The organism is Acinetobacter calcoaceticus (assembly GCF_051947995.1).
In the GTDB taxonomy this organism is placed as follows: Bacteria; Pseudomonadota; Gammaproteobacteria; order Pseudomonadales; family Moraxellaceae; genus Acinetobacter.
In genome coordinates, this window is sequence record NZ_JBLVVH010000005.1 from 204,287 (window position 1) to 230,062 (window position 25,776).

Consider the following 25,776-nt stretch of genomic DNA (forward strand, 5'->3'; position numbering starts at 1 on the left):
TGTTTTTTAATATTTAAAAACATATCTACATTTTTAGTTACAACCCTTTGATCGACAAACTTTATATTTATTTGCGATATTCGCTTGCAAACCTAACAAAGGAATCTACTTGGCGTATTATTTTATTCACAGGGAGGAGTGCAAGAATTTTGCTTACACACAATCCAATGAATAGATAAAGCATTATTTACTGTTGTTGGGATTCGTCATTTTTTATGTTTAGTGCCGTTGATCCTGAATCATTATTTTCATTATCGAGGAATATTTTAGATACCGATGAGTGCAATGCATTTTTATGAATTGTTTTTGTATCTATATTGATTTCGAATAAATGACTTGGTGGGATCAACAAAATTTGCAAAGCACAGCTAGTTTTATTTTAACTTTTTGCAATGCCTTTAGCTTTTTAGGCAATTACATCTTTCTAATTTATTGCGCTTTTTGCAATTTTAAAAATGGAGTTATTTGATGAACAATATAAAAATCAAAGTAAAGGATCAATTCGAGGCTGAAAACATAGCCGTTGCCTTAATTCGTAAGGCGAATGATCAGGAAATTCCTTTATTCAAAAGAATAGAACACATTGAAATTGAAGGAGAGATTCTTTTGCCCAATATGGAACTTCTTTATGAGAATCCAAAAGATGGGCGTATCTATAGATTCATAGAGGAACTGTAGTTAAGTTGTTGAGATATTCCTCATCTCGATCATATAAAAAATCCATGATTATAAGGTCATGGATTTTTTTATTGTATGTTCAATTTTATGGTTTTAAAAGACTCATAATTTACATGGCGTTGTTGTTATATTTTTTAAGTAAAAGATGATTTCGTGATTTTGGGTTTTAATTTCTGGTAAATTTTATTTTTTAAGTTGTTGTAAAGTGAGTGTTAAATAAAAAATATTTTTTGTTTTTAGAGATTATTTATTTTTATTAAATTCCTTAAGTGTTAAACGATATTGTTTTTAATGTTAATTTTTTAATTTCATATTTTATATAATGATGGCTCTTGTTTTATAGTGTGTACTTTATGATTAAATGGATTTGTAAGAAATGCAGAAAATATAAAAGGTTTAATCCTGATAGCTTGAAATTAGGACAGCTGGTCTCCTTTTATCACTATGAGGTCGTTGCGGGTAAGTTGCATGGCTTAATAAAAGTTGGTGTAATATTGAAAATCAAGAATAAAATCTTGACAGTGTTGGATAATGGCTTAATCTTTTATTTTAAAGATTCTCAGGTTTACCCCTTGGATGCTCCAGCGTATCTGGTTTATAAAATTTTTGGTGAGTGTAGATGTTTTAAAAGTGACTAGATATTATAAAAAATGAATGGGTAAAGGAGGGTGTGATGTGAAATTCTTGTTGTATTAAAAAAATATAAATGACAAGATTTTAATTTTTATTATAATCATATGTAAAATATTTATATTGCTGGCATGGCTTTGAAATTCAAATATTGAATTATATTTATCGATTTAAATTTTTCTCGCTTATTTTCAATCACCCTCAGGTCTTGTGGTATGGTCATTGTATTTAGCTTGATGCGCGGGAATCAGTAATTCGAAGAGCAAGTTGAGAAGGATGTTAAAAAATATGTAGAGGTTGCAGAACACTCACATTAATTACATCTAAGGTATCAATCCTTACAAATAAAAAATAGTTTTTATTTCAAAATAAGATTAACAGCTGGCGTGTTAAGGAAATAAAAATGCCTCAATATTTGCGAATTTCTGAAAATATTTACAGGAAATTTATGGAAAATGATAGGTTTACCGATAATAAACAAGATTGTCTAAATTTCATCATTAAACAGATCCGTAAAGAACTTGTCGATACAGATCTAAAGTTAATTTATAACTATATTGATTTTGTTGATGGTTTTGAAGAACCTGTCAAGGATCGGCGCATGACCCTGGATATCAGTTTGATCCCAAGCTACAAGCATAAAGATGAATTTGTGTTATGGCTGGCGGGTTTTATTGAAAAAATTACTGAAGGTGGCGTGAAACGCCTTGCACCGCTTCATGCAGATATTCCGCCAGAATTTACGTTCCAAAGTGATCCGGATGCTGTTCTTGATATACGAAATGAGCATAGTGGAGAAAGAATTATCTCCTACTTTAGAAGCGATGACTTTGCAGAGGAAATCAAGAATATCTAATTTCCTGCATAAGCAGGAGATCGCTTGAACTGATTAAACTGAATCATCTGGTTTTTAGCTGTAAATATTATAAAAATAAATGGCTTGGATCATGATAGCAAATAATAAAAATATGTCTGATAAGCTGGAGGGGTTTTTGTTGGGCTGAGGCGAGTGAAAAGAGATGCTTCTATTTTTGCTGTTATTGCCACACCTGATGAGTGAAGATAGGCGAAGGTAAGATTTATGCAAAGATTAAGCTAAATTTTATGCCAATAGATACAACATAACATGATAATATTCATCACTAAAATTAAAAATCATTGGGGCTTGAGAATGAAAAAGACGTTATGTTTGGGGATTATATTTATGTCATCAGCAGTTACTTTAGCTGCTGATGCTTTTGCGAAATTGCCGAATCAAGAGCCTGTGACAAATACGCCTGTATCAAGTGATAAAACTAAAGATTCGCTGCTTAAGCAATCTGTGAAAAAAGCCAATATCAATGATGAGGTAGACACGCAAGCTTTAAAATTAGGCGGAATTCACCGTAGAGACGATGCCCGCGAGTATCTTGAGCTAAAAAAAGAGGTGGAACAAAGTCAGCAGCAACCCCTTATAGAAAAAGCCAAAGTTAAAAATGTTACTGAGGAAGTCGCAAGCAAATAGCTGAGGGGCATATCTCCAAGGAATTTATCAGCAATGACTGTACGCAAGAGTGAAGAAGGAGACCGGAAAGCCAGCAGAGGTCATTCTCAATACCAAGAGATTCCCAGAATTATTTTGAAACGTTTGTTCTTTTGATTGTAACTCGACGGTTAACCCAATATTAACAAGAACTATGATTTTGGCGTTAACTTCAATGGCTTAGCGTTGTAAAAAATAAAACTATAATACTTATAACTCTTGTTACAACCATTTGATCGACAATTTATAGAAAATTTCCCATAGTCCTATCAACAAGATGATTGGGAGAACTGTTATGGATAAGATTGATAAAATTACAGTCATTGTAAAAGATCAAGAAGAAAACGAGTCTATTGTCGTGGCCCAGTTAAATGATCTCGAAGATCAGGATATTCCGTTTTTTAAACGTGTCGAACATATTGAGGTCGAAGGGCATATTATTCATCCCAATATTGACTGGCTGTTTGAAAATGAAGCAGATGGAAAAATTTATAAACTTGTTGCGCCTGTAGATGATAAAAGATTTGTATAGGAATTTCAGTGAGATTTTAAAATAGATGCTGAGCTTAATCTGAGCATCTATCTATATTTGGACACGACTTATGTTCGCAGGAGCCATGAATGAATATTTATCAAATGAGTTGATGAAGTAGTTTTGCGTTGTAAATATTTTTTTAAATTTAATTCGTCTTATTCCCCCTGAGGTATCGGGTTTAAATATTCCCGTAGTAAGGGGATAGCAAAGTCTAAAAAAAGTCGGGTTGCCAATAATAAATGTTGTCGGGTCGGAAGGAGTACATTCACAAGTGAATCGTGTAGTAGCCATTGACTCTCAGAACTAAAGACCTCTACCAGTTGGCCTGAGGCCAATTCATGGCTACATAAATAGCGTGGGAGAATTGCTACGCCTAAATCCTGTAGAACAGCCGATTTCAGTACAGACATATTTCCGCAGCGAATATAGGGTTCCAGTTTTAATGTCCATGCATCATGATCTTCCTTATTAAAAAAGTCTTTAGCAAATAGGCCCTGTTGTACACTAAGCGCAATAAAATGTAATGTCTTGAGTTCATCGGGATGTTTGATTTTTTCTTTATGCTTCATGTAGTTTTTACTTGCAACAAGTCGCATGGGTAAAGTGCAGACTGGGCGAATAACTAAACTGGAATCAACCAGTTGTCTAGACGAAATTCTAAAAACAAGATCGACTTGTGTACTGATTAAATCAATATGCTGATCAGATGTATTGATGATAATGTTGATCTTGGGATATTCGCGCAAAAATAAATGAAGAATCGGGATTAACGCTTCTTGTGCGAACGTGGAGGAGCACCCGATTCTCAAGGTTCCTTTTGGATCGCCCGCAAGGTCTGTTGCAATCGCAAAGGCATTTTGTGCTGATTGTTTGAGTGCCTTGGCATGAATATAGACTTCTTCCCCGGCTGGTGTAAGCACAACATTTCTGGTGTTTCTATGGAATAAACGAACACCTATTCTATTTTCAAGTTCGGCAATATGTCGGCTGAGTTTAGAGCGTTGTATCCCGAGATGACGTGCTGCTGAGGAAAAGCCGGCATGCTCAACCACTTCAGCAAATAATAAAAGATCATCAAGTTTTTCCATGCTTCCTCAACCCTTTATTGTTGCTAATTTCAGGACAGTATATTGTAGGATTTGCAGGTTTTGTTGGTGTGCGTAACTTGTTAGATTGATGGCGAGGAAGGCGGCAGAGTTTTGAAGTGTGAGTGTAATTAAAAATCAATGGATTAGGTTCTTTTTAGGGAAGAAGTTTTTTTTAGCATTCTGGATGTCATTATCGTTGAGTTCGGTTTTTGCCAAAGATAATGGTATTCCACTAGATCAATCTATTTATCAAAATCGTGCAGTCTTAGATGATTTTACGGCGGCATCTTGTCCTGATAATCCAAGAAGTTTAACGCAGGTAAAAGGTAATCTTTATCGACATACCACAGGTGCAGGTCTGGCAGTACATAGCGGTTTAGTATTGATTACCAAAGAGGGGGCATTGGTAATTGATCCTGCAATGACCTGTACGTCGACCTGGCTAAAAGATGAAATCAAGACGCGCTTTAATGTGCCAGTTAAATATGTCGTTTATACCCATGCACATGCTGATCATATTAGTGGTGGCCAAGTTTTTAAAGCTGCTGGTGCAACCATTGTTGCTAATCAGCGTAGTATTGAACCTATTGTTGGGGAGAAGTTGCCAACCGCATTGCCAGATCGCGTTTTTGACCAGGATATGAAAATTAGCTTGGGCGGTGAGGAGGTTTTATTGCATTATGTTGCACCAAGCCATTCAGATAGTATGGTGATGGTTCTTTTCCCTAAATATAAAGCATTGCAATGTACCGATGTATGTGAAAGCAAAAGTATGCCTTACAATGACTTTTTAGATTTTTATTATACAGGGTGGATTGATACTCTAAATTGGGTAATTCAACAGGATGTTGATTTTATTGATGTCGGACATTATAGCCCAGCAACTCGTGAAGATCAGCTTGCACTGCGTAATTATATTATTGACTTACATCAGCAAGTTTTGGATTTGGTTCGAGCAGGGCAGTCTTGGGATCAGCTTTACCGTAATATTAAGTTCAGTCCTGAGGTCCAAAACTGGATCGGTTTTAGTATCATGAAAATGCCAAATATTCAGGGCATGTATCGTTGGGTCATTAATCACCGTCGGGGTACTTGGTAGGATCTACCTGAATCAGCTTCATTTTGTTTATTATAAGGAAACCCACTTCAACGCTTAAAGTAGGTGGGTTCTGTAATTACGCATCATAAAAAGTTATCGCTATCTTCATCAACTATTTTTTATTTTATCAATATTTCAGGTATTGCACGGAAGTTGATTTAAAGAGCTTGCGGGTTGAAATGCGGAGTCCAAGCTCTTTCTCAATCAAACATCATCTCAGGTTTATCTTGATCAGGTAATTGGGTTAAGGCCTTTCACGATATCATTAAATTCTGATCCATTTAACCAGAAGGATTTCTTCAGGAAAAGTGTGGTCATAATACTCTCTGCACTTTCACTATCCGGATTTTCACAGAAGAGTCCATAGCTATTGCCAAGTACGGTGTTGTTTTCAATCAGACGAATAAAATAAGCATGTTGTTCGTCTGCATAACCTAGAATAGCATCACGTTGATTGTTCATTTTTCATGTCTCCACATCAAAAATATTTGAATAAAACCTAACTGCGAAGAAATCAGATATATTTATGAATCAGATCAATAACTTAATATTTTGAGTATAGATTGAAAAAACAATAAGTTATTCATTTAAAACATGAATTTGGTTTGTTCTACATCCTTGTTCAAGCTAAACAAGCCAAAATCTGATCTATGGGATTTATTGTTATGCAAAATTAATTGGACGTCAACTTGAATTTGTAACTTTTTCAAGTTAAATTATTTGAACGCATTTTAGACTTGGGTAAGGGGGGAGTATGTCCAAAAAAACGGAATTTGAACATGGTGGTGCCAGAGCCAATGCTGGACGGAAGGCACAGTTCAGTGAGCCAACAAAAGTGATTCGTGTACCTGAGTCTCAGGTCGATTTTATAAAGAACTGGTTACTGAATAATGTCAAAACAGGGACACGTTCTGATTTGACGCCCTCACTGAAAATACAAAATGTACAGGCGAATAATGATCGAATTTATCATATTCCGCTTGCCACGGAACGTGTTGCAGCAGGTTTTCCATCGCCTGCCCAAGATCATATTGAGCAAGCACTGGATTTAAATCAGTTTTTAATTCGTAATGAAAACTCGACCTTTATCGTTAAGGCAAACTCGCTTTCAATGCTGGATGCAGGCATTGATATTGATGATCCGCTGGTGGTGGATCGTAGTTTGTCTGCCAAATCGGGAGATATTGTGATTGCGTTAATTGACAATGATTTTACCGTAAAGCGTTTAATGATCGATCACCACTTCAATCCACCAAAAGTCTGGTTAAAAGCCGAGAATCCGGATTATCAGGATATCTACATTAGCGAAGGCCAAGAACTCCTGATCTGGGGTGTTGTCACTTATAACCTGAAACCGATGAGATAAGCGGATGAATCTGCCACAACGTATTTTTGCTTTGATCGATGTAAATAACTGTTATGTCAGTTGTGAGCGTGTGTTCAACCCAAAGTTAGAAAATCGTCCAGTGGTGGTGCTGTCAAATAACGACGGCTGTGTGGTTTCCCGTTCTTATGAGGCCAAGAAACTGGGTATTAAAATGGCGGTACCCGTATTTCAGATTGAGGACATTATTCGCCAGCACCAAGTTCAGGTTTTTTCTAGCAATTATGCCCTGTATGCGGAAATGTCACGCCGTTTTATGAATATATTGGGAAGCTTTGTTGATCCGTGTGAGCAGGAAATCTATTCGATAGACGAATGCTTTTTAGAGCTGACGGCTTACCAGCATAGTTATGACCTAACCGAATATGCTCACCAGATTCTGGATACCGTCAAAAGCTGGTTGGGCTTGCCATGTTGTATCGGCATTGGCTATTCCAAAACCCAAGCTAAACTTGCCAATAACTTAGCCAAAACGCATGCCTGTTTTGATAGTGTCTGTAATATGGTGGCTGAAGATCCATGTGTGATTGAGAGCTTGCTGGGAAATATGCCTGCTGGTGAAGTATGGGGGGTGGGGCGCAAGATCCGTCAGCGTCTGGAAAAAATGCATATCTACTCGGTCATGGATTTGCTGCAAGCGGATCCGAAAATGATGGGAAAGTATTTTTCAGTGGTCATGGAAAATACGGTAAAAGAATTGCAGGGGATGGCATGTCTGGAAATTGAAGACGTGATTGCTGATCGTCAGCAAGTATTGAGTAGCCGTTCTTTTGGTCAACCGATTGAAGATAAAAATAGCCTAAGTGGCGCTTTAACTGAATTTACCTTGCGCGCGGTAGAGCGACTTAGACAACAGAAGTTACTTTGTAAAGCAGTCGGGGTCAGTATTCGTACTAATCGCTTTCATAAAGAAAATTATTATCGCCCCTTTACGGTGGTGTATCTGGCTGATTATAGTGATGATCGACTGGAGATTATGAAAGCAGTACAACAAGGTTTAGAGCGGATTTATCAGGCAGGACACCGCTATAAAAAAGCCGAAGTGATTTTACTGGATATTATTCCGCAACGTAGTCATGCAGTCGATCTGTTTCACGATACCGATGAGTTGATTGCCCGACGTCATCTGTCACAGGCCTTTGATGAAATCAATGAAAAATTTGGTCGGGACGCCATGACTTTGGGTCGGTTAATTACGCCACATGGACGCGCATGGCGGATGATTCAGAACCATAAATCTCCAAGTTATTTAACCCGATGGGATGATATTTTAAGAGTTGGATAAGTGGATTACTTAGAATAATCTATGGTCCTATCCTGATTTATGTCTTTGCTTAAGTTTGCTTAATGACTCAGTAAAGTGCTGTGGCGCAGCATCAAAGCAAAAAAGAGCTGCTTGTTTTAGAAAATACCTCGCATTACGCATTGTACGATCAACCACAGTCTGTTGCTCAGACATTAGCAAAAGTCATCCCATTTTTTCAAGAACAGCTTTAACTTGTTGTGATACGGGAAAGACAGACCGGAATCTGGTTTATGCTGATCTCAGGCTTATCACTATTTAGCGAATGTTGTCACAAGCTGGTCAATGGCTAAACGCGTTTTAAGTGGCATATAGGGTAAAGCAGGCCAGACCACGTGAATGGGGAAATTGATACTGGAGAAGGTTGCCAAGACCTGAATCAATTTATTCTCTTGCAGTTCTGTATGGATGAGCCAGTCTGGTAACCAGGCAATTCCATAATGGGATAACACCGCATCCTTGATCGATTGCATATCATTCATCATGAGTTTTGCTCTGGGTTTTATCGCGTATTGCCGCTGCTCTTCATCCTGTAATTGCCATTTTTGCAGCTGTCCTGAATAGGAATAGGCGATTGTGCTATGTTGCTGTAAATCCTCTAGCGTATTTATGCGGCCTGATTTATGAAGATATTCAGGCGTGGCACAGAGTAGCATTCGATGCATACCTAGTTTTCTTGCCACCAAATGATGACTATCGGGCAAATTTCCAATCCGGATGACCAGATCAAAACCCTCTTCAACCAAATCAACTCTTCGGTCATTAAATGACAATTCAATCTGTAAATCGGCATGCTGTTGTGCAAAATCAACCATTAACGGGGCAACATAGAGTTGTCCAAACAGGACTGGAGCAGAAATTCTTAATAAGCCAGTTGCATTGATTTTACCTTGGTCTAGCAAACTTTCTGCACTATGAATTTCAGCAATAGCACGCTGACTATGTTCATAAAAAAGTGTGCCTTCAGCCGTTAAGCTCAGGGTTCGGGTTGTGCGTTTAAATAGCGAGACACTTAAACGCTCTTCCAGACGGGCAATGCTTTTGCTTACCGCTGAACGGGTGAGGTGCAGCTGTTCAGCGGCGCTACTAAAGCTTCCTGCCTCGACCACCGTTACAAAGATGGAAATCGTACTCAGTTCAGTTTGCATGATTGTAGAATTTTTGGAACCAATTAACTGAAATACTATCACTACTGGTGATTTGAATCTAATAGTAAGATAACTCCATCAAAGATATGGAGAATAAACATGGCAAAAGTGTTGGTGTTGAAATCAAGCATTATGGGCGACCAATCACAGACCAGCCGTTTGATCAATGCATTTTTAAAAGAACGCGCTGAAAAAGGAGTGCAGGATGAGGTCATCGTTCGTGATTTGGCCACATTAAATTTACCTGTATTGGATGCCGAGATTTTTCAGGCTTTACGTGGCGCCGAAAATGTCAGTGCAGCGGTTCAGCAGGTGGTTCAGTTATCAGATGAGTTGATTGCGGAACTGAAAGCAACAGACTTATTGTTGATTGGCGCACCGATGTATAACCTCAATGTGCCAACCCAATTGAAAAACTGGTTTGATCTGGTTGCTCGTGCCCGTCACACTTTCAGATATACCGAAACTTATCCGCAAGGTCTGGTCGAAGATGTAAAAGCCATTGTCATGAGCAGTCGTGGCGGTATTCATCTTGGGCAGGTTACGGATGCAGTCACGCCTTATCTTCAGTCGGTTTTAGGCTTGATGGGCATTCATGAAGTAAGCTTTGTATATGCTGAAGGTCTGGATATTCCTGCTTTAAGAGTAGATGCATTAAAAGATGCACATCTCCAAGCACAGCAGGTTGCTGTGTAAATATTTGAGCCCCCTTACTGCTGTTGTTGGCGGAACCGGACAATACTCCAACGATTGTCCGATTTTTTTATGCTTAAGCCGGGTGTTGTTAAACACAAGGCTAGATTTGTTGAATGAAAAAGCCTCATCGAATTGAGGCTGGATAAAACAGGTTTAGTTAACGAATATTTTTCCACCATTGTTGAAAGATTTGCTGCTCATTATCGAGTTCAACCAGTTCACCAATCATCGGCGTCGCAAGGCGATAATTGCGTGTTCTCGAATATTCAGAAATACGGATAATCGGTTCATTCCATGCATGTTTGGCTAAGCTAAATTTGGAATGATGCACAGGAATCATATTGCGTGCATTCAGTTCTTCTGTCGCCTGAGCGACTTCATCGGGATGACAATGAACTGAACGCCAGGCCGCATCATATTGTCCATTTTCCATCAAGGCCCAATCAAATGGTCCATATTTCTGGCCAATCTTTGCAAAGTGCTCATCATATCCACCATCACCTGTATAGAAAATATTCTTGCTGGGAGATTGAATCACGAAAGAAACCCAGAGATTTTTACCACCGTCAAATGCACGTCTTGAATCATGATGAGTGGTTTCAGTGATAATCGTAATGCCATCCTCAAATTCGATCCGGTCACCCCAATCTCTTTCGATGAGCTTCTCTTTGGGATAGCCCCAATACTCAAAGTGTTCTCCGACTCCTAAACCGGTAATGACGTGTTTAACCTTATCTTTGAGCTTGAGGACCGTTTCATAATCCAGATGATCATAGTGATCATGTGAAATCAGTAAATAATCAATCTCAGGTAAATCCTCAACACTATAGATATCGGTTCCTTTATAGGCACGTGTACCCCAAGGGAAAGGAGAGGCTTTACCGCTCATGACAGGATCGATTAAAAAGGTTTTACCATGCAGTTGCATGAATAAGGAGGAATGTCCAAACCAGACCATGACATCTTGTTGAGGATTCAATGTTTTTAAATTGGTTTTAATCGAAGGGATTGGGTCTACCGGATTGCGATGTGGAATGGTTTTAATAAAGGTCTTGTAAAGTTCGACCACCATACTGGAACCTTCACTCATACCCGATTTTTCAATTAAATTACGAAATTGGCCTTGGCGATAATTAGGAGAATTTTCGACTACGTGTAGCCGTTGACCAGAAGGGGCTTTACCAAATAAGGGTTGTTGCATATAAATGAAACTGCTCACAATAAGCAGTATCACGGCGATCGCAAAAACAATAAGCATAAATGGAGTCAACCTTTCATTTGAGCATTCGATACAACAGTAATAAAAAGTCAAAGCGACAAAATGATGAAATATGATCTAAAAGCCGACGAATGAAAGATTGCCTATCTGTATTGAATCTTTGCCTAAAATAATGAGATGCATCATTTATTCACTGGGTTAGGTAAGTAACGGCGTGATTGAGCAAAAGGAAGCCATTTAGAGGCGGCTGGTTTATGTTAGACTATCGTATGTTACAGGATCGAAAATGACTGTAAGTGTAAACATTGAGTAGGTAAGATGATCGGGCAGCAGAGAAACATATTGGCGACTTTAGGAATAGATGTCTGGATTCCTAAGGAAGTGGTATGTCAAAAAAACACTGCACCCAGCCTATGGCGGGATCAAGTGGTTGAAGATATTCAACCCGATTCTAGTCTTGTATTCGAGACTGCGCCGATTGCTCAGAATATTCCGGTCCCACCTGTACAGACAACTTCAATAACAGAAATTGAACGTCCTCAACAAACAAAAGTTGTTGCAGAACCTGTTGTTAAAGAAGCTGTTATTGAAAAAGAACAAATCGTTATTACCGCCCAGATTCAGGCATTTGAATTGCAAATGTATGTCTTGGAAAACTGTGCCATTTTATTGGAAAGCAGTCAGCTCAATGATGCACAGCGCCAGTTATGGCAAAACATACAAAAGGCCAAACTGGGACAATATGCCGAGTTGAAATGGCCATTTCCTCTGGCGGCTTTTCAGGAAAGTAGAGGACTGTCTTCATATATTCAAGGCTTTCTGGATGCAACCGCGACCAGTAAAAAAATATTATGCTTAGGTCAACTAGACTTTATTCAGCATTCTAATATATTACATTTAGCGAGTTTGGAAGAAATGCTGGCTCAACCTTTACTCAAAAGACGGTTGTGGCAGCTCATGCAATAAAGAGCGGAATTTAATAATGAAGAAAGTCGTTGTATTTAGCCAGATTGACCAGGATGTTATCACGCAGTTACAGCAAGATTATCAGGTGGTGGTACTGAATCCCAAGCTTGGTGATATTAATGAACAAATTCGAACTGAAGTGGCTGATGCCGATGCCATGATTGGTGCAGGGCGTTTACTCAATGAAAGTAATCTAGCGCCAGCACAAAAGCTCAAAGTGATTTCTACGGTGTCGGTCGGTTATGACAACTACGATGTCGATTATCTGAATCAGAAAAAAATCTGGCTGGCGAATACACCGCATGTATTGACTGAAACAACAGCAGACCTTGCTTTTACTTTATTGTTGAGTGCAGCACGCCAAATTCCCTATCTGGATGCATGGACCAAACAGGGGCAGTGGAAACGGACTGTATCAACTGAGCAGTTTGGAGTCGATGTTTTTGGTAAAACCCTCGGTATTATTGGTCTGGGAAATATTGGGGCTGCCATTGCCCGTCGTGGTTTTTATGGCTTCAATATGAATATCCTGTACCATAATCGCCGTGAAAAAATTGAAGTTGCACAAGCTTTCAATGCGCAATATCGCGAGCTCGATCAACTGTTACAACAGTCGGATTTTATTGTGGTTGCGGTTGATTTAAATACCGAATCTAAAGCCTTGATTGGTGCGGAACAGTTCGATTTAATGCAGAAACATGCGGTATTCGTTAATATTGCCCGTGGTTCAGTGGTCGATGAAAATGCATTGATCGAGGCCTTGCAGCAAAACAAAATCTTTGCTGCAGGTCTGGATGTTTACACCAAAGAGCCTTTGCAAACTTCTCCTTTATTCGATTTACCCAATGCCGTGACTGTGCCGCATCTGGGCTCGGCAACCGCAGAGACGCGTAAAAAGATGGTGAATCTTGCTTATCAAAATCTGATTGAGGCCTTAGAAGGCCGTACGCCACGTTATTTGGTCAATCCGAAATTCGAATAATTGCTTACAATGCTTCTCATTTGATCGCTGGATTATTGTACTGGGCGATCTTTCTAAATTGATAGATATTGCTACACTTGCGCCCTTTGTGACTTCGTCTTGGGGTGTCTGGTGTTTGAAAAATTAGCTGAGCAAAGTTTAGGGTTAATGGGCTGGGAAATAGACAATCATTGGGATCTGAATATTGATCAATGTGTCATGATTGCAGCCCCGCACACCAGTAATTGGGATGCACTTTATGCACGTCTGGCCTTGAAAGCCCTCGGTGTCAATGTGCGTATCACCATTAAAGACAGTTATATGAAATTACCCTTTGGCCCTTTTGTGCGTGCGATGGGGGGAATCGGGATTGACCGTCGTGTCAAGCAGGAAGGTCAGGAGCGCCCGAGTATGGTTCAGCTCATGAGTAATCTGTTTAAGACGCATCCTAAATTGGTAATGTTGGTGACCCCTGAAGGAACGCGAGCAAAACAGGAACAATGGAAGACGGGCTTCTATCATGTTGCGACCACCGCAGGTGTACCGATTGCCTTGGCCTATATGGATTACGCCAAGAAAAAGACAGGTGTGGGAAAAATTGTTTATCCAACAGGGGATTATGAAAAGGATATGACAGAAATCATGGCTTTTTATGCCAAGATTAATGCTAAATTCCCGGAAAAATTCAGTGTAGACCAGCGTTATATGGCAGCAGAATGATCTGGCTGCTTGCAAAAATCATAAAATAAGGCAGGATTTTTCTGCCTTTTATAACACATTGTTGCAAATTTCTCCTTTTTTCAATGCTATATTAAATTTCTTTATTAAAATCATAGAGAAACCCCTTGAGATCGTTGTTGCTTGCATGTGGCTTACTGGCCACAACTCAACTGAGTCACACTGAGGTCTTTTTACCCACGGTGACGGCTGGGCAAACGGAAGTACCCGAAATTGGCAGCGGTATCGGTTTACTCGACCAGCAAAAAGAAAAATTTATTGGCGAAAAGGTTTATCGTGAAGTACATCGTCAAATGCCAACCGTACAGGATGCATGGCTGGAAGATCAGTTTTTACAAGTTTTCTCGGGTATTTTAAGCCAGACCCAGTTGGGACAGCCGATCGGCTTGGTCATTATCAAAGATCCTCAAATTAATGCTTTTGCGGTGCCGGGTGGCTTATTTGCATTGAATACAGGGTTGATCACATCTGCAAAAAATCTGGATGAGATTGCGGGTGTTATGGCGCATGAGATCGCGCATGTGGCACAGCGACACTACAGTCGTTCACAAGAGGCATTTAAAGGGCAGGGCTTGCTGGCATTGGCGGGGATTCTTGTCGGTGCAGCCATTGCATCTCAGGCGGATAGCAATGCCGGTTCGGCGGTCATGCTGGGAACCCAAGCCGCATTAATGGACAAGCAACTGAGTTATAGTCGTAACCAGGAGCGTGAAGCAGATCGTATCGGTATGCAGTTTATGTATGCTGCTGGCTATAATCCGCAAAGTATGGCGGACTATTTTGAAACCATGCATCGTGCGACCAGTCGGGTCAGCTTTTTACCGGACTTTTGGTTTACTCATCCTTTAACGACTGAACGTATGAGCGAAGCGCGGTTGCGTGCGAATCAACTGCCGAAAGTTAAATCAAAAATTTACGATCTCGATTTTGAAATCCTAAAACTGTACACCTCTGTTGTGTCTAATCAAGCGACAGAAATCCAGTTGCAGGCGCTGGCTAACCAGAACAATACAGCAGCACAACTTGCACTCAGCAAATTCTATTTAGAGCGCGGTGATTATACGCAGGCTCAGGAAAATCTGGATTTGGTCAAATCAAGATTAAAAAATCATGTGTTAATTCCTTTGATCCAGACGGATATTTATTTGGGGCAAAATAAAATAGAGCAGGCCAGTAACAGTATCGTTTCAGTACAAAGAACCATGCCTGAAAACCGGGCATTGTCTTATAAACTGGCTGAAGTGTTGATTCGTCAAGGACAGGTCGCGCAGGCACAAGCTTTGGTACAACGTTTTATTCATAAGAACCAAAGAGATATTGAAGGCTGGCAATTATTGCAGCGTGCCACTAATCTGGATAAGAGTTCATCACTGCAGGCGATTAATGTGCTGTGCTATCGTGCAGAAGCCGAGTATTGGTCGGGATATGAGGAAAATGCGATTAAATCGATGCTGCATGCCCAGCGCTTGGCAAAAGGAAATCTGGCCATGTCGGCTAAAATTGACTCGCGCCTAAAACAAATGCAAGATGAGCGGCGTATGAAAATCTAGGAACAACTTAAAAAATCAAGGAAATAAAATGATTAAAGGGCAATGTTTGTGCGGTGCGGTGCAGTATCAATATCATGGGGAAATTGAAAACAGCATCTTATGTTATTGCATGCATTGCCAGCAGGCTCAAGGTTCTATTGCGGGCTGGAATAGTCCGCTTGAGCAAAATAAATTTGAGCTGATTGCCGGACGTGAGCAACTAAAAGAGTATTTTCATACGCCGAACAAGGCTCGTGTATTTTGCCAAAACTGTGCCAGTCCGCTTTATTCTTATCGTATTGATTTGCCGAATGTCATCCGTTTACGTCTGGGTACAGTGACGGAAGGTGATATCCCTGCACCGAAGGAAGAATTTTTTCTTGAGCATAAACCAAATTTTATTGAATTAAGATAAGATGGCCTGCGTAAGCAATGGCTGAGCATTTAGAACATTTATGAAAAAGATTTTAGTTTTAATTTGTGCATTAAGTGCAGTGGGGATGAGTTCAGCAGCTTCTGTTGAGCAATATGTAAATGCAGTCGATAAAATTCGTAGTAGCTATGCACAGAATATCCGTAGTTTTTTACGCAGCTTGAATCCCCAAACGTCACAATTTACACCTGAACAGCAGGCTAAATATTGCCAGATAAATCAGCGTTATATTCAGGATATGTCGGATGCGATCGAACAAAATCGCTCATCATTACCGGCACAATATGCCAGTATGACCAGACACGATCTCATCAAGCAGGTTGCAGAATCGAAAGAGATGCAAATGCTCGCAAAATATCATGTTCAGTGTGATTTTAAATAAAACAGCGGCTTTGGGTTCATTGTTGCAATGAATCCAATTTTTGAATTGAATAAATTATATAAAGGGGGGATTAAGCAGATTAGCTTAATTTTGCTTTAATTTTAGCAGATACTTGTGCAGGATCGGCACGCCCGGCTATGATCGGACGTAGAGAATTCATCACCTTACCCATATCTTTCATGCTAGTAGCTTCTTGAGCAGCAATCGTTTGCTCAATGATAGAATCAAGCTCTTCCTCAGTCATAGCTTCTGGTAGAAATTGAGAAATAACCTCAACTTCGGCTTGTTCTTTACTAGCTAAATCATCACGACCAGCGCCTTGAAAGGCTTTGATCGATTCTTTACGTTGTTTAATTTGCTTTTCAATGACCGCAAGAACCTGAGCATCGTCAAGCTCTATGCGCTCATCGACTTCGATTTGCTTAATTGCTGCCTGTACACCACGAATCACCGTTACTGTTGCCATATCTTTGGCACGCATTGAGTTTTTTAACACGTCAGTAATCTGGTTTTTTAAAGTATTCATAGTCTTCAGCAGTCAATCACAAATTAATTAGTAAAGGCGAGTAGTACGTACAGATTCGCGAGTCAATTTCTTTTGATAACGCTTAACTGCAGCAGCTTTTTTACGCTTACGTTCTTGAGTTGGTTTCTCATAGAATTCGCGCTTACGAACGTCAGCTAAAACACCCGCTTTTTCGCATGAACGTTTGAAACGACGGATAGCTACGTCTACTGGTTCGCCTTCTTTCAACTTAACTTGTGGCATGTAAAATCCTCTAAGATAATGGATAAGATCTAACGCACTATGCACTAGATCGCAAGTGAAGGTCAGTATTTTACTCATTTACAACTCAGATCACAAGTCTATAATAGCTCGGATATTATTTTTGATCGTTGTAAAGGCAGTTTAATGATTGTTTTGGGCTTGGAAACTTCGTGTGATGAAACTGGGTTAGCACTCTATGATAGCGAGCTCGGCTTACGTGGACAGGTTCTCTATAGCCAGATCAAACTACATGCCGAATATGGTGGTGTGGTGCCAGAGCTGGCTTCGCGTGACCATGTTCGTAAAATGATTCCCTTGATGAATCAATTGCTTGAGCAAAGTGATGTCACCAAGCAAGAGATTGATGCGGTTGCATATACACGTGGCCCAGGTCTGATGGGAGCGCTTATGACGGGTGCGTTGTTTGGTCGTACCTTGGCTTTTGCGCTGAATAAGCCAGCCATTGGTGTGCACCATATGGAAGGTCATATGCTGGCACCATTACTTTCGGAAACTCCACCGGAATTTCCGTTTGTGGCTTTACTGGTATCTGGTGGGCATAGCCAATTAATGGCAGCCTATGGGATCGGTCAATATGAATTGCTCGGTGAGTCGATTGACGATGCAGCGGGTGAGGCCTTTGATAAAGTCGCAAAAATGATGAAGCTTCCTTATCCTGGAGGGCCGAATATTGCAAAACTGGCTTTACAGGGGGATGCACAGGCCTTTGAATTTCCACGTCCAATGTTGCACCAAGGTTTGGATTTTTCGTTTAGCGGTCTGAAAACTGCAGTTTCGGTACAATTGAAAAAGCTGGGTGAAGAAAATCGGGATGCTGATGTTGCGGCCTCTTTTCAGGAAGCGATCGTTGATACGCTGGTAAAAAAATCTGTGAAAGCTTTAAAGCAAACAGGTTTGAAGCGTTTGGTAATTGCGGGTGGGGTGAGTGCCAATGTTCGTTTGCGTGAGCAATTAGAGACCTCACTGAAAAAGATCAAAGCGCAGGTGTATTATGCCGAACCTGCATTGTGTACCGATAACGGTGCCATGATTGCCTTTGCCGGATATCAGCGTTTAAAAGCTGGGCAGCATGATGGCTTGGCGGTAACCACAACACCACGCTGGCCGATGACCGAGTTAAAACCGACCTAAAACACAGTTTCTCTCTTTTAGCTGCTAGGCTGCAGGTCAGCTTAGTCCATTCTTATCTTTATCAGATTCTTGATTGATATACATGGCGCTGGCTTCAAGCCAGCGCTATTGTATTAAGGTATTCGATATAATTTTATTTTGATGAGCAAAAGCTCATTGTGGAGTACAAAAGTTGAAAATTTCTTATATTTTTACATGTGGCCGATTAGAGTCTTTATTTAAGATTCTCTGCCTCACTCAACAAGGTGAGAAAAAGGTCGAATCAAAAGAAAAAGTCGTTGAACAATATAGAAAAGATATCGCATTAGGACGACCATTTGAAGAAACTGAACTTTATCAATTAATTGAACAAAGTGAAGAGAAAATTGTCATTAATCGCTTAAGTAATATTCTGCGCGAGAAACCGACTCAGCAGAAAAGCAACTTTGATGCAGATGAATATAAGACAGGTGCATGGTCTGAGTTTAATGATTATAAGCTTGCAGTTCGTTTCTCCAATGCGAAAACTGAATTAAGTGAAAAGCACTTTGCCAAAACAGGCGAGTATATGACCAGTCGTGGTATCGCAAAATTGACGGGTTTTAATCCAAGTAACATTAAGAATATGTTGCATCATAAAAGAAGTGTAGTGAGAAAAATGCTCACCACATTGGAAAAATTAGCCAGAGAGTATTGATATTTAAATCTTGAATTGGATGCAGAGGAAATCTATTGCTCTGCATCTGTTATAATTAATATTTTAATTATCAAATAATTATATTGTATTTTTTTAATAATATATAAATAAAAAGGAGTGAATCATGTGGGTGATTAAAGCAGCCAATGGCTGTGCATGGTTAAGTATCATTATAGTTGCTGCTGCAGCAATTTTTTCAATTTATGTTCTCAGTATTCCATGTACGACGGATCGAATCTGTGAAATGCCACCCATTCATTTATTCTTTTTGCTGGTATGGATCATTTCAGTGATCTGTAATTTTATTGGCATCATTTTTTCGATCATTGGATTGAAAAAAGATGAACCCATTAAAAAACTAGCCAAAGTAGCATTGTTCTTTAATGGAAAAATCATCGCCTTTAGCTTTGTGTGCGCTTTATTACTATTTATCGATTTTAATGGCTTAGCAATTTTTCTAGGTGATTGACTGTTAACGATCAGCTTTAGACAACACTGCCAGACACACAAAAATCAAAGCCATACCCAGCCAGCCAATTGGTGCCAGTTGTTCGCCAACCAGCAAGACGGCAAATAGTGCTGCAACCAGTGGTTCAAATAAGGTCAGTGTGGTGGCAGTGCTAGCCGAAATGGTCTTTAAGGCATATCCAAACAATAGATAACCAAGAAACATCGGGATCAGCATCATATAACCGACAACATACAAATTCACAGGTTCATCAAACAGGTTGGTCCCGGTAAAAAATAGGGTCGGTAATAGAATTAAGGCCCCAAAACCGAAAATCAGGCCCATAGAGGCTTTGGAGTCGACCCCGCGGTCAATCATCTTTTTTGCGGCCCAAGAATATAAAGAATAGGTCAGGGCGGCGATCAGTCCGAGAATAATGCCAATGCTTTTCTGGTCTGTGGCAATGGTATGGGTTGATCCTTGAGAATGAGATTCGCCAATGGATAACAGTAAAACGCCGGCTAGACCAAAAACGAAACTGATAAACCATTTGCCAGAAAGAGCTTTTTTATCAAAGAACTTTTCCAGTAATGCGGTAAATAAAGGGGCTGAACCGATTGAAACCACGGTGCCAATGGTAATCCCTGCCATACGCATCGACGAATAGAACGCCAATGGATAAATCGCAACCGAGACCATACCGATCAATAATAATGGATAGTAAGCGCGGATGTGCGGTAAGTGGCTGCGAATATCTTTATGTGCAAGCAAGGCTTGTAATAATCCACCACCCCCCATGGCAAATGCACCAATCGCTAAAGGGCTTAGATTTGGAGCATAAGAAGCGGCTGTGCCTGTGGTTCCCCATAAAATAGAGGCAATAAGGACTGCAATAAAACCAGAATGAGCACTGAGGCGAAAAGAGGTGCTACTCACTTTGAAACCTCTTGCTCTAATAAGCTCTGAACCATTTGTTTTGCAGCAAATACTTTGTCACTGGAGCTTTCTAAACCAGCACGGGCAATTGATCCTTCCAGAATAAAAGAAAGCAGCAGGGCCAGTTCTTTGGCTCGTTCAGGCGTGCTGGTGAGTTGATTTAAATATCCCGCTAATATCGCTTCGATTTCATCTTTATGATGTTTAACGGCTAGACGTTCGGGACTATGGGCGGGAAACTCGGCTGCTGCATTAAGTAGACCGCAGCCACGAAACCCTTTTTCATAGGCAAATTCGGCATGATCCTGATAGGCATCAAATACCGCCAGGATCCCGTCTAAAGGTGTTTTAATCTGGACTTTTCGTTTTTCGTATAAGTCCAGCCATTCCTGATGACGTGCTTCGATATAGCAGGTGATCAGATCTGACTTGGTGGCAAAGTTATTATACAAAGACATTTTTGCCACATTAGCTTTCTCTGTAATGCTATTGATGCCTGTGTTGCTAATGCCATCGTTATAGAACAGAGTAGATGCTGCATCCAGAATTTTTTGTTTTGCTGATTTCGAACTCATTGTAAAATTTTCTTATGTATACCGACCTACCTAATATTAGGTGAAAATTATTTTATCTGCAAGTACGAATTCTTAAACAGACAGCAATTTTTTCAGCGATGAAGCGGCGAAAGAAATGAGAGAGTAGATAAGCCTTCTAATATTTTCAAAGGCTTATCTTTATATTGGCCTATAAGTAGCCTTATTTTTGAAATACTTTCTGGTCTTCTACATCCACATATTCGATATAACCACGGCCCTGAACTGGCTGATCTAGATATTCACCTGTATAGGTGTAGGCGCTGGCATAACCCACACCGTGTCCATAACGGTATGGGCTGTCAATTTCAGCAATGATCTCAAGTACCTTTTGACCGACATTATCCTGGACGGACCAGCTAAATTGTTGTGGCAGATGCATGTTCTTTCCACTTGGTGAAACATGACGATCAGGTTGATAGCGGGTGACCTTGAACTCAACATCGGTATAGATTTCAGCTGGCTTGTCGGTATGGCGAACATGCAATGTATAGGCTGCCGGTTGCCCAAGAATATCGGCTTTGGTCAGCAGTAATTGAGTGGTCTCGGTTAAATTAATGATCTGATAGGTAAAGAAATCCAACGGTAATTTATAGGGTTCAGGCAGGAGTTTTTTCACTACGCCATGCGCACCTGTTGCCCGGGCATATTCATAAGTACATAAGCCTTCAGCAGGGGTCATGGTCCCCCGATATTCAAGTTGGCCTTTAAAGCGAGCCAGTAAACTAAAATGATCGTAAATCGGGGTTTTGATAAACCATGAAATTTGATCGGTAACATCCAGATCAAATTCAAAGCTGAGGCCATGATAAGCCCCTTTGAGATGAATATTCGGTAATGTGCCTTGAATTGAAACCTCTTCACCTAATTCAATTAGAGTACCATCTTCCTGAATGTTGGCAGTTTCCGGCATGATATAGGCTTTTAACAAATGTTCATCAACAGCAGCCGTACTTGAAAAGAAGGTTGCACTTTTTCTTGGATCACCCACTGTAATATCGTCATGGTCAAAAGCCAATGCACCAGGTGTACCCAATAAAATCATGATGTTTAAATAACGATGGGGTTCAGGTAAAAGCGGAAAGAAAATTCCATAATGCGTCCACGTATAAAATTTTTCTTGTGTGCGTGGTCGAATAATTTCAGGTGTGGAGAATGGAAGGGTTGAATACTCCACGGCTTTGTCTAAGGTGCCTTGGGCAAGTAATAAGCCTTTACCCAAAATTTTGCTGGCCAGGGATGTTGGTGGCAATTGTTTCTTCATCTTGTTTCCTAAACTCAATCCATGCTGTGAAAGCTAGATTATGAGAAACAATTGCCCATGCTAAGCTGAAATAAGGACAAAGCTACAGCTTTTCAGGACATTTATGCCTGAGCTGTATTTGATAATTTTTCCAGGTTTTGTGAGCCAATCCAGTGTTTTGAAAACTGATAAGCCGCACGGCCCGAGCGTTGACCGCGTGCCTGACACCATTTTAGACTTTCACCGCGTACCAGATCGTTATATTCCAGATTGGCTTTCACGATATAGTGTTCAACGATCTGTAAATAGAGTTGCTGATCCATGGGATAGAAAGACAGCCACAAGCCAAACCGATCCGAAAGTGAAATTTTCTCTTCAATCGCTTCCTGTGGATGAAGTTCCGTATATTGTGGTACATCAACCTTACGCACAGGGGTATTTTCGTGCATAAACTCAGGAAGTAAATGACGACGGTTACTGGTGGCGTAAATAATAAAATTGCTTGAGCCTGATTGCAGTGAGCCATCGAGGACGCTTTTCAAGCTGCGGTAGTTTTCATCTTCAGCATTGAAGGCCAGATCATCACAATAGACAATAAATTTTTCGGGGCGACCTTCAATTAGCTTTTGAATTTTAGGCAAGTCTGACAGATCATCACGTTCAATCTCGATCAAACGTAAACCCTGAGCCGAATATTCAGTGAGCAGGGCACGTACAATCGAGGATTTTCCCGTACCACGAGATCCGGTGAGAAGTACATCATTGGCAGGTAAACCATTCAGGAATTGTAGTGTATTCTGAATAATCTTATCTTTCTGGCGTTCAATCCCTTTTAAATCTTCCAGATACATTTTCTTGGGTTGTTGTATTGCGACCAATTGTTGATTTTCCCATCGAAACGCGATCGCAGAAAAATCTGTGGGTTGTTTCGGCGCAGGAAGAACTTGCTGAAGCTGAGTTAAAACATTGGATAAGGACTGGATGATAGATTCTGGTAAATCAAGGATTGCCATACTTAAAAACCAAACTTAGTGATGAATAGGGATACTAACATTGCTCTTAATAAAATAAAGAAAATATCATCAGAAATATCGAAATAAATCGATTTTACCCTTGATTGTTACAGCCGCTTTTTGCATTGTTATAGGTGCAAGAATTCAAAAAAATATGCTGAAAATCAGGATCGCGAATGTTCAATCGAGTTCAAGAAAAAAAGAATACATATCAGTCGCATAGGGTTGATGTGTTTAGAGAACACTTACGACACGCAAGTTCTTATGATGAATGGAAGGACATTGCCCTAAAACTGGACGAAGAGTCTGGACATGAAGCATGGAAATATGACAATGAATCGCCATATTTTGATGCAGAAATCTTATCCAAGCGCTATAACTTACTAAAAAAATATCGAACCCAGCACCGGACACTTGATCTGATCTATGTATTAAGAGAAGGACTGTCCTATGATTTTGCCAATATTGGTCATCCCATGTTATTTGCGGAGACTTATATTGGCACAAAAAAGCTGATTGAAAGTTATGTTGAGGAAATGAGTGACTGCTTTCGCTATCTTGCCTCAAGTGAATGTATTACCTTTCAGTTGAAAGAAAAAATCCAGTTTTTTGAAGAGTGTCAGACCGCTTATGGACAGCCTGCCTTAATGTTTTCTGGCGGTGCTACCTTGGGATTATTTCATACCGGTGTCTGTAAGGCTTTACTTGAACAGGATTTAATGCCGCAGGTGTTGTCTGGTTCCAGTGCCGGAGCCATCATGACCGGCATGTTGGGTGTTTCCACATCGGAGCAGGTGCCTGACTTGCTCAAAGGCGAGCATTTTTTTAGTGATGCATTCAAGTTCAGGAAAATAAGTGAACTGATCCGGGGGCGTGGCGGTATTGCCGATGTCATGTATTTGAAAAAATTCCTGATGCAGAATCTCGGAGATGTCACCTTTGCTGAGGCTTATCAGCAGTCTAAGCGCCATATTAATATTGTGATCGCTCCATATAACACGGCACAAAGTCCCCGTATCATGAATGCACTAACTGCGCCGAATGTGTTGGTGTGGAGTGCAGTGCTGGCCTCTTGTGCGGTTCCGGTTTTATTTCCACCCGTGCATTTGACCAGCAAACGTTATGATGGACAACATACGCCATATCTCGCCAACACCAAATGGGTAGATGGCAGTATGCGCAGTGATTTCCCGCAGGAAAAAATGGCTCGGTTGTATAATATTAATTACACCATCGCCAGTCAGGTCAACCCACATATTGTGCCTTTCATGCAAAGTGATTCAGAACGCTTTCGTCGGGATGTATTAAGCTGGCCTGAACGGATTGTGCGTCGGCAAGGAAAAGCGATTGCATTGGAAGTGATGGATTTAACCCGTAATTATGCCGGAAGCTTTTTCCCGATTCGTCGTGCGCTGGATCATGGTTATGGTATTTTGGGGCAACGTTATTATGGTGATGTCAATATCATTGCCAAATATGGTTTACGGCACTACAGCTATATGTTGAAAAATCCACGGCCAAAACTGTTCAAAGTATTGCAACGTGAAGGTGAGCGGGCAACCTGGCCCAAAATCTCGGCCATCGAAACCCATGCAAGGATTGGTAAAACCATTGAGCATTGTTTAACATCATTGCGAAAGCAGGAAGAAAAGCAACAGAATGAGTTTTACTACGTGGATTTGTGATCCCAAGATTCAACTTGAAAACTTAACGCTAGCCACGAAAGCTCAAAGCCATGCCTTTGGGCGGCGCTTATATACTTTTGATATCGATCAGCAGCACTACTGGCTGAAATTTCATTATTCGAATACCCATCGCGGCTTGGAGCAGGCCTTATTAGGCGAGCTGGATTTCTATCAGCACAGCCAGGCTGTACAACACTTGCTATTACCGCATCAAGTGATTGCACTTAACCGGTTCGCGCATATATTTGATGGTATTGAGCGTGAAATGGGGCTCGTTACAATTGCAGCAAAAGAGTTTTTTACGCCGATTGAAGATTTGAATAATATCGAAGAGATTCGGCAAAAGATGGTAAAGGCTTTAGATGTATTGAATGAGCTGCACCAAGCTGGCTGGATTCATGGTGATTTAAAAGCGGAGCATTTTCGCGTACACGGCAAAGCTTGTACGCTGATCGACTTTGAACAGGCATGTAGAATAGGGCAGCCCATCGAGACGCTGGATGCCACACCACATTATATGGCTCCCGAACTGTTTCAGGGGGCAGGTAAGAGCATTCAAAGTGATTTATATGCCTTGGGTATTATTGTTTATGAATGGTTGACCCAAAGCAGATTACAGGCGCAAAGCTATCATGAATGGGCTGTCTTGCATTGCCAGCGACTACACATTCAGCTTCCTGAACCATTGCAGTGCTTTTTGTCAGTGTTAAAAGGCTTGTTGTCAAAACATAGAGAACAGCGATTTGCTACTGCTCAGGCGACAAAAAGCTGTCTAAATGCTATAAATTTGCTTTAAAAGTAAACATAACACCTTGATTTGAATATTATATGTTCGGTTGAACGGTTTTTTTAAAAGAAAGACTTGTCATGAAGAACGTTTCTCTCTAATATGCATACCCATCGGGGGCGTGGCGAAATTGGTAGACGCACTGGATTTAGGTTCCAGCGCC

Annotated in this window: 29 protein-coding genes and 1 pseudogene; 20 read left to right on the top strand and 10 right to left on the bottom strand. The window is 40.4% G+C overall.

Features of this window, described 5'->3' with window-relative positions; all coding sequences use genetic code 11:
* Positions 1–468: 468 nt before the first annotated feature.
* The 4 genes from ACNQO6_RS11875 to ACNQO6_RS11890 all read left to right on the top strand — a co-directional run bounded on the left by ACNQO6_RS11875 (position 469) and on the right by ACNQO6_RS11890 (position 3,362).
* Positions 469–678 (top strand): hypothetical protein, encoded by a 210-nt coding sequence (locus ACNQO6_RS11875; RefSeq protein WP_004770555.1) that lies wholly within the window; start codon positions 469–471, stop codon positions 676–678.
* 1,033 nt (positions 679–1,711) lie between these two features.
* Complete coding sequence (locus ACNQO6_RS11880) at positions 1,712–2,164, top strand: hypothetical protein (protein ID WP_440209084.1); 453 nt, start codon at positions 1,712–1,714, stop codon at positions 2,162–2,164.
* 315 nt (positions 2,165–2,479) lie between these two features.
* Entirely contained in the window at positions 2,480–2,812 is a 333-nt protein-coding gene (locus tag ACNQO6_RS11885; protein ID WP_440209085.1) for a hypothetical protein, read from the top strand.
* Between the two features lie 322 nt (positions 2,813–3,134).
* The gene (locus ACNQO6_RS11890; protein WP_343579102.1) at positions 3,135–3,362 is read left to right on the top strand and encodes a hypothetical protein; all 228 of its coding nucleotides are present in this window, start codon (positions 3,135–3,137) and stop codon (positions 3,360–3,362) included.
* A gap of 158 nt (positions 3,363–3,520) precedes the next feature.
* On the opposite strand, the gene ACNQO6_RS11895 is transcribed toward ACNQO6_RS11890, so the two are convergent.
* Entirely contained in the window at positions 3,521–4,453 is a 933-nt protein-coding gene (locus ACNQO6_RS11895; protein WP_440209086.1) for a LysR family transcriptional regulator, read from the bottom strand.
* A 118-nt stretch (positions 4,454–4,571) separates the two neighbouring features.
* Here ACNQO6_RS11895 and ACNQO6_RS11900 point away from each other — a divergent pair, with 118 nt between their 5' ends.
* The gene (locus ACNQO6_RS11900) at positions 4,572–5,552 is read left to right on the top strand and encodes an MBL fold metallo-hydrolase (protein ID WP_440209087.1); all 981 of its coding nucleotides are present in this window, start codon (positions 4,572–4,574) and stop codon (positions 5,550–5,552) included.
* A gap of 231 nt (positions 5,553–5,783) precedes the next feature.
* On the opposite strand, the gene ACNQO6_RS11905 is transcribed toward ACNQO6_RS11900, so the two are convergent.
* Positions 5,784–6,014 (bottom strand): hypothetical protein, encoded by a 231-nt coding sequence (locus ACNQO6_RS11905; RefSeq protein ID WP_343579069.1) that lies wholly within the window; start codon positions 6,012–6,014, stop codon positions 5,784–5,786.
* Positions 6,015–6,306: 292 nt separating this feature from the next.
* On the opposite strand from ACNQO6_RS11905, the gene ACNQO6_RS11910 reads away from it, so the two are divergent.
* The 3 genes and pseudogenes from ACNQO6_RS11910 to ACNQO6_RS11920 all read left to right on the top strand — a co-directional run.
* A complete protein-coding gene (locus ACNQO6_RS11910; RefSeq protein WP_343579070.1) occupies positions 6,307–6,918 on the top strand; it encodes a LexA family protein in 612 nt (203 codons plus the stop codon).
* A 4-nt stretch (positions 6,919–6,922) separates the two neighbouring features.
* Positions 6,923–8,221 carry a Y-family DNA polymerase gene (locus ACNQO6_RS11915; RefSeq protein ID WP_440209088.1) on the top strand — a complete coding sequence of 433 codons (1,299 nt, stop codon included), beginning with the start codon at positions 6,923–6,925 and terminating at the stop codon, positions 8,219–8,221.
* A 98-nt stretch (positions 8,222–8,319) separates the two neighbouring features.
* Positions 8,320–8,433, top strand: a pseudogene (locus ACNQO6_RS11920) (alpha/beta hydrolase); the annotation flags it as partial.
* Positions 8,434–8,493: 60 nt separating this feature from the next.
* Here ACNQO6_RS11920 and ACNQO6_RS11925 read toward each other — a convergent pair.
* On the bottom strand, positions 8,494–9,387 hold the full coding sequence (locus ACNQO6_RS11925; protein WP_440209089.1) for a LysR family transcriptional regulator: 894 nt from the start codon (positions 9,385–9,387) through the stop codon (positions 8,494–8,496).
* Between the two features lie 99 nt (positions 9,388–9,486).
* Here ACNQO6_RS11925 and ACNQO6_RS11930 point away from each other — a divergent pair, with 99 nt between their 5' ends.
* On the top strand, positions 9,487–10,083 hold the full coding sequence (locus ACNQO6_RS11930) for an NAD(P)H-dependent oxidoreductase (RefSeq protein ID WP_440209090.1): 597 nt from the start codon (positions 9,487–9,489) through the stop codon (positions 10,081–10,083).
* A 157-nt stretch (positions 10,084–10,240) separates the two neighbouring features.
* Here the strand turns inward: ACNQO6_RS11930 and ACNQO6_RS11935 are convergent, their stop codons facing one another.
* The gene (locus ACNQO6_RS11935) at positions 10,241–11,341 is read right to left on the bottom strand and encodes an MBL fold metallo-hydrolase (protein WP_440209091.1); all 1,101 of its coding nucleotides are present in this window, start codon (positions 11,339–11,341) and stop codon (positions 10,241–10,243) included.
* A 279-nt stretch (positions 11,342–11,620) separates the two neighbouring features.
* On the opposite strand from ACNQO6_RS11935, the gene ACNQO6_RS11940 reads away from it, so the two are divergent.
* The 6 genes from ACNQO6_RS11940 to ACNQO6_RS11965 all read left to right on the top strand — a co-directional run bounded on the left by ACNQO6_RS11940 (position 11,621) and on the right by ACNQO6_RS11965 (position 16,311).
* The gene (locus ACNQO6_RS11940; RefSeq protein ID WP_440209092.1) at positions 11,621–12,268 is read left to right on the top strand and encodes a hypothetical protein; all 648 of its coding nucleotides are present in this window, start codon (positions 11,621–11,623) and stop codon (positions 12,266–12,268) included.
* 16 nt (positions 12,269–12,284) lie between these two features.
* Complete coding sequence (locus ACNQO6_RS11945) at positions 12,285–13,250, top strand: 2-hydroxyacid dehydrogenase (RefSeq protein ID WP_440209093.1); 966 nt, start codon at positions 12,285–12,287, stop codon at positions 13,248–13,250.
* Between the two features lie 111 nt (positions 13,251–13,361).
* Complete coding sequence (locus ACNQO6_RS11950; protein WP_343579077.1) at positions 13,362–13,949, top strand: 1-acyl-sn-glycerol-3-phosphate acyltransferase; 588 nt, start codon at positions 13,362–13,364, stop codon at positions 13,947–13,949.
* 155 nt (positions 13,950–14,104) lie between these two features.
* The gene (locus ACNQO6_RS11955) at positions 14,105–15,517 is read left to right on the top strand and encodes a M48 family metalloprotease (protein ID WP_440209137.1); all 1,413 of its coding nucleotides are present in this window, start codon (positions 14,105–14,107) and stop codon (positions 15,515–15,517) included.
* Positions 15,518–15,545: 28 nt separating this feature from the next.
* Positions 15,546–15,911 (top strand): GFA family protein, encoded by a 366-nt coding sequence (locus ACNQO6_RS11960; protein ID WP_343579079.1) that lies wholly within the window; start codon positions 15,546–15,548, stop codon positions 15,909–15,911.
* Positions 15,912–15,951: 40 nt separating this feature from the next.
* Positions 15,952–16,311: a hypothetical protein gene (locus tag ACNQO6_RS11965; RefSeq protein ID WP_440209094.1), complete on the top strand. Its 360-nt coding sequence runs from the start codon at positions 15,952–15,954 to the stop codon at positions 16,309–16,311.
* Between the two features lie 79 nt (positions 16,312–16,390).
* Here ACNQO6_RS11965 and ACNQO6_RS11970 read toward each other — a convergent pair whose 3' ends face one another.
* Together ACNQO6_RS11970 and rpsU are read right to left on the bottom strand one after the other, a co-directional pair.
* Entirely contained in the window at positions 16,391–16,837 is a 447-nt protein-coding gene (locus ACNQO6_RS11970) for a GatB/YqeY domain-containing protein (protein WP_004652784.1), read from the bottom strand.
* Between the two features lie 27 nt (positions 16,838–16,864).
* Positions 16,865–17,080, bottom strand: coding sequence for a 30S ribosomal protein S21 (gene rpsU, locus ACNQO6_RS11975; RefSeq protein WP_004652785.1), 216 nt, complete (start codon positions 17,078–17,080; stop codon positions 16,865–16,867).
* A 144-nt stretch (positions 17,081–17,224) separates the two neighbouring features.
* Between rpsU and tsaD the strand changes: the two genes are divergently transcribed.
* The 3 genes from tsaD (at position 17,225) to ACNQO6_RS11990 (ending at position 19,377) form a co-directional block, all read left to right on the top strand.
* Positions 17,225–18,232 (top strand): tRNA (adenosine(37)-N6)-threonylcarbamoyltransferase complex transferase subunit TsaD, encoded by a 1,008-nt coding sequence (gene tsaD / locus ACNQO6_RS11980; protein WP_343579080.1) that lies wholly within the window; start codon positions 17,225–17,227, stop codon positions 18,230–18,232.
* A gap of 172 nt (positions 18,233–18,404) precedes the next feature.
* Positions 18,405–18,908: a hypothetical protein gene (locus ACNQO6_RS11985; RefSeq protein ID WP_440209095.1), complete on the top strand. Its 504-nt coding sequence runs from the start codon at positions 18,405–18,407 to the stop codon at positions 18,906–18,908.
* Between the two features lie 124 nt (positions 18,909–19,032).
* A complete protein-coding gene (locus ACNQO6_RS11990; RefSeq protein WP_343579082.1) occupies positions 19,033–19,377 on the top strand; it encodes a hypothetical protein in 345 nt (114 codons plus the stop codon).
* A 3-nt stretch (positions 19,378–19,380) separates the two neighbouring features.
* On the opposite strand, the gene ACNQO6_RS11995 is transcribed toward ACNQO6_RS11990, so the two are convergent.
* The 4 genes from ACNQO6_RS11995 to ACNQO6_RS12010 form a co-directional block, all read right to left on the bottom strand.
* Complete coding sequence (locus tag ACNQO6_RS11995; protein WP_440209096.1) at positions 19,381–20,292, bottom strand: DMT family transporter; 912 nt, start codon at positions 20,290–20,292, stop codon at positions 19,381–19,383.
* Complete coding sequence (locus tag ACNQO6_RS12000; protein WP_440209097.1) at positions 20,289–20,867, bottom strand: TetR/AcrR family transcriptional regulator; 579 nt, start codon at positions 20,865–20,867, stop codon at positions 20,289–20,291. The genes ACNQO6_RS11995 and ACNQO6_RS12000 overlap by 4 nt, the downstream gene beginning before the upstream one ends.
* A gap of 181 nt (positions 20,868–21,048) precedes the next feature.
* Positions 21,049–22,149, bottom strand: coding sequence for a DUF6670 family protein (locus ACNQO6_RS12005; RefSeq protein ID WP_440209098.1), 1,101 nt, complete (start codon positions 22,147–22,149; stop codon positions 21,049–21,051).
* Positions 22,150–22,250: 101 nt separating this feature from the next.
* Positions 22,251–23,141, bottom strand: coding sequence for an ATP-binding protein (locus ACNQO6_RS12010; protein ID WP_343579086.1), 891 nt, complete (start codon positions 23,139–23,141; stop codon positions 22,251–22,253).
* A gap of 176 nt (positions 23,142–23,317) precedes the next feature.
* On the opposite strand from ACNQO6_RS12010, the gene ACNQO6_RS12015 reads away from it, so the two are divergent.
* Together ACNQO6_RS12015 and ACNQO6_RS12020 are read left to right on the top strand one after the other, a co-directional pair.
* Positions 23,318–24,826, top strand: a complete 1,509-nt coding sequence (locus tag ACNQO6_RS12015; RefSeq protein ID WP_440209099.1) for a DUF3336 domain-containing protein — start codon at positions 23,318–23,320, stop codon at positions 24,824–24,826.
* Entirely contained in the window at positions 24,801–25,622 is an 822-nt protein-coding gene (locus ACNQO6_RS12020; RefSeq protein WP_440209100.1) for a protein kinase domain-containing protein, read from the top strand. Before ACNQO6_RS12015 ends, ACNQO6_RS12020 begins: the two co-directional genes overlap by 26 nt.
* Positions 25,623–25,776: the final 154 nt, after the last annotated feature.

Excerpts from the sequence above, each read along its gene's own strand:
- ACNQO6_RS11875 (WP_004770555.1), top strand. The coding sequence starts at position 469 with ATGAACAATATAAAAATCAAAGTAAAGGATCAATTCGAGGCTGAAAAC.
- ACNQO6_RS11880 (WP_440209084.1), top strand. The coding sequence starts at position 1,712 with ATGCCTCAATATTTGCGAATTTCTGAAAATATTTACAGGAAATTTATG.
- ACNQO6_RS11885 (WP_440209085.1), top strand. The coding sequence starts at position 2,480 with ATGAAAAAGACGTTATGTTTGGGGATTATATTTATGTCATCAGCAGTT.
- ACNQO6_RS11895 (WP_440209086.1), bottom strand. The coding sequence starts at position 4,453 with ATGGAAAAACTTGATGATCTTTTATTATTTGCTGAAGTGGTTGAGCAT.
- ACNQO6_RS11905 (WP_343579069.1), bottom strand. The coding sequence starts at position 6,014 with ATGAACAATCAACGTGATGCTATTCTAGGTTATGCAGACGAACAACAT.
- ACNQO6_RS11910 (WP_343579070.1), top strand. The coding sequence starts at position 6,307 with ATGTCCAAAAAAACGGAATTTGAACATGGTGGTGCCAGAGCCAATGCT.
- ACNQO6_RS11915 (WP_440209088.1), top strand. The coding sequence starts at position 6,923 with ATGAATCTGCCACAACGTATTTTTGCTTTGATCGATGTAAATAACTGT.
- ACNQO6_RS11925 (WP_440209089.1), bottom strand. The coding sequence starts at position 9,387 with ATGCAAACTGAACTGAGTACGATTTCCATCTTTGTAACGGTGGTCGAG.
- ACNQO6_RS11930 (WP_440209090.1), top strand. The coding sequence starts at position 9,487 with ATGGCAAAAGTGTTGGTGTTGAAATCAAGCATTATGGGCGACCAATCA.
- ACNQO6_RS11935 (WP_440209091.1), bottom strand. The coding sequence starts at position 11,341 with ATGCTTATTGTTTTTGCGATCGCCGTGATACTGCTTATTGTGAGCAGT.
- ACNQO6_RS11940 (WP_440209092.1), top strand. The coding sequence starts at position 11,621 with ATGATCGGGCAGCAGAGAAACATATTGGCGACTTTAGGAATAGATGTC.
- ACNQO6_RS11945 (WP_440209093.1), top strand. The coding sequence starts at position 12,285 with ATGAAGAAAGTCGTTGTATTTAGCCAGATTGACCAGGATGTTATCACG.
- ACNQO6_RS11960 (WP_343579079.1), top strand. The coding sequence starts at position 15,546 with ATGATTAAAGGGCAATGTTTGTGCGGTGCGGTGCAGTATCAATATCAT.
- ACNQO6_RS11965 (WP_440209094.1), top strand. The coding sequence starts at position 15,952 with ATGAAAAAGATTTTAGTTTTAATTTGTGCATTAAGTGCAGTGGGGATG.
- ACNQO6_RS11970 (WP_004652784.1), bottom strand. The coding sequence starts at position 16,837 with ATGAATACTTTAAAAAACCAGATTACTGACGTGTTAAAAAACTCAATG.
- rpsU (WP_004652785.1), bottom strand. The coding sequence starts at position 17,080 with ATGCCACAAGTTAAGTTGAAAGAAGGCGAACCAGTAGACGTAGCTATC.
- tsaD (WP_343579080.1), top strand. The coding sequence starts at position 17,225 with ATGATTGTTTTGGGCTTGGAAACTTCGTGTGATGAAACTGGGTTAGCA.
- ACNQO6_RS11990 (WP_343579082.1), top strand. The coding sequence starts at position 19,033 with ATGTGGGTGATTAAAGCAGCCAATGGCTGTGCATGGTTAAGTATCATT.
- ACNQO6_RS12000 (WP_440209097.1), bottom strand. The coding sequence starts at position 20,867 with ATGAGTTCGAAATCAGCAAAACAAAAAATTCTGGATGCAGCATCTACT.
- ACNQO6_RS12005 (WP_440209098.1), bottom strand. The coding sequence starts at position 22,149 with ATGAAGAAACAATTGCCACCAACATCCCTGGCCAGCAAAATTTTGGGT.
- ACNQO6_RS12010 (WP_343579086.1), bottom strand. The coding sequence starts at position 23,141 with ATGGCAATCCTTGATTTACCAGAATCTATCATCCAGTCCTTATCCAAT.
- ACNQO6_RS12015 (WP_440209099.1), top strand. The coding sequence starts at position 23,318 with ATGTTCAATCGAGTTCAAGAAAAAAAGAATACATATCAGTCGCATAGG.
- ACNQO6_RS12020 (WP_440209100.1), top strand. The coding sequence starts at position 24,801 with ATGAGTTTTACTACGTGGATTTGTGATCCCAAGATTCAACTTGAAAAC.